The organism is Candidatus Pelagibacter communis, from assembly GCF_001180025.1.
Lineage (GTDB): Bacteria > Pseudomonadota > Alphaproteobacteria > Pelagibacterales > Pelagibacteraceae > Pelagibacter > Pelagibacter ubique_A.
Genome location: NZ_CVSK01000059.1, coordinates 1 through 1,861, shown reverse-complemented (window position 1 = coordinate 1,861; position 1,861 = coordinate 1). Strand labels below are relative to the sequence as shown.

The following is a 1,861-nucleotide window of genomic DNA, read 5'->3' as shown; positions in this document are numbered from 1 at the left end:
CTCTTCAAATGGATATCAAAATTACAGGTATTACTTTTGAAATTATGGAGCAGGCCAATACCTTTTAATAATTTTTCAAAAGGTAAAAATTCACCAAAAGGAACTAGGTTAATTTTTTTATATGAATTTATTATATTTAGATTGTGATCAAAAACAGATAAGGAATTAAAATATTTAATAGTTTTAATTTCATCTTCTTTGCTATTAATTCCAATTGCTATCAAATGATTTTCGTTGAACTTATTCTCAAACAACCATTTGTATTCTTTTAGTTGGTCTTGTGAAATACCTGGAATAATACCTTCTGGCCAAATAAAAATTGTTTTTTCACTTTTTTTAGGAGAGCTAATTTCAATCAGCTCTTCTATTGCACTTATTGGATCAATATTATTATAAAATCTATCTATACTAATATTTGAACTTAAAATTCTTATTTTATAGTCAAGATTTTTTACTTCTTGATTGTTAAATTTTTCTAAATTTTGTGAACCAAGTATATAGAGTGACACTGTTGTAATAAGAAACGCAACACAAACACTAATATCTTTTTTATTTACTCTTAAAATAAATATTGATGGACTTGTAAATAATGAAATACAGAAAAGATTAAAGCTGTAAGTACCTATGACTGATGTAATATTTAAAATTTCTATTTGATTAGAGAAACTATAAGCAATTAAATTCCAAGGGAAACCGGTGAGTATTGATCCTCTTAGAAATTCTACTATTCCAAATATTAAAGAAAAAAGAAAAAATGAACTCAAATTTCTATTTGGTTTCAAAACTACAAATAAGTAAGCGACTAAACCGTAAAACAAAGCCAAGAAACCAGGTATTAAAATTATTGTAAAAGGTATTAAAAACTTAAAATTTTGATCAAACGTTAATGATATTGAGATCCAATATAAATTACTTATAAAATAACCAAAACCAAATAGCCAACCATAAAGAAAAAATATTTTGTTATTTTTATTAAACTCAATTTTTTTTATTAAAAAGATATAGAATAAACTAAAAGTTAAAAAATTTATCACAATATAATTAAATGGAGGTAAACTTAAGGAGGTAAGAATTCCTAATAAAAATAAATAGATTAATTCAATATAAAATTTATTTTTCAATTTAATTTATTTTTGATTTTACAGATTTAAATAATAGGTTTTCCTCTTTTAACATTTTGGAATAATCTTTATTTTTTTTATGATCAAAACCTAAAAGATGAAGAAAACCATGTATTAATATTTTAGTAACTTTTTCTTTAAAAGATTTTAAATCTTGTGATCTTGGTTTATCTAAATAATTATAGCTGATTATGATATCTCCAAGATAAGTATTTTTTGAAATTTTTTTTTTTTTATCTAATGGAAAAGATAAAATATCTGTAGATTTATTTTTTTTTCTAAAAACCTTATTTAATTTTTTAATATTCTTGTTATTTGAGAGTAATAACGTAAAGGTTACTTTTTTATTCAAAAATTTATATTTTTTTGGAAAAGCTTTACATATTTTTTTAAAAAAAATATCCTTATTTTTTAGCCTTTTTGACCAAGCCTTCTCCTCAGAGAAGACATTAATATTAATCATTATTTGAGTATGCTTTAACTATTTTAGAGACTAGTGGATGTCTTACTACATCGGAGTGATCAAAATCAACTATGGATATTTCCTTTAGATGTCCAAGTAACTCTTTTGATCGGACTAATCCTGACATACTTTTATTTGGTAAATCAATTTGAGAAGGATCACCATTGACTACTATTTTTGAATTTTCTCCAATACGTGTGAGAAACATTTTAATTTGAGTATCTGTAGCATTTTGTGCCTCGTCTAAAATTGCAAAAGAATTTTTAAGAGTTCTACC

Annotated in this window: 3 protein-coding genes; all 3 read right to left on the bottom strand. The window is 23.5% G+C overall.

The window, feature by feature from the left end:
• Positions 1 to 1,121 (bottom strand): apolipoprotein N-acyltransferase (gene lnt / locus AMN83_RS02915; RefSeq protein WP_075504194.1); only part of this gene is annotated, 1,121 nt, incomplete at its 3' end.
• A gap of 1 nt (position 1,122) precedes the next feature.
• Positions 1,123 to 1,584, bottom strand: coding sequence for an rRNA maturation RNase YbeY (ybeY, locus tag AMN83_RS02910; RefSeq protein WP_075504193.1), 462 nt, complete (start codon positions 1,582 to 1,584; stop codon positions 1,123 to 1,125).
• The coding region (locus AMN83_RS02905) for a PhoH family protein (RefSeq protein WP_143323638.1) at positions 1,577 to 1,861 on the bottom strand (285 nt) is incomplete at its 5' end. The genes AMN83_RS02905 and ybeY, both read right to left, overlap by 8 nt.

Excerpts from the sequence above, each read along its gene's own strand:
- ybeY (WP_075504193.1), bottom strand. The coding sequence starts at position 1,584 with ATGATTAATATTAATGTCTTCTCTGAGGAGAAGGCTTGGTCAAAAAGG.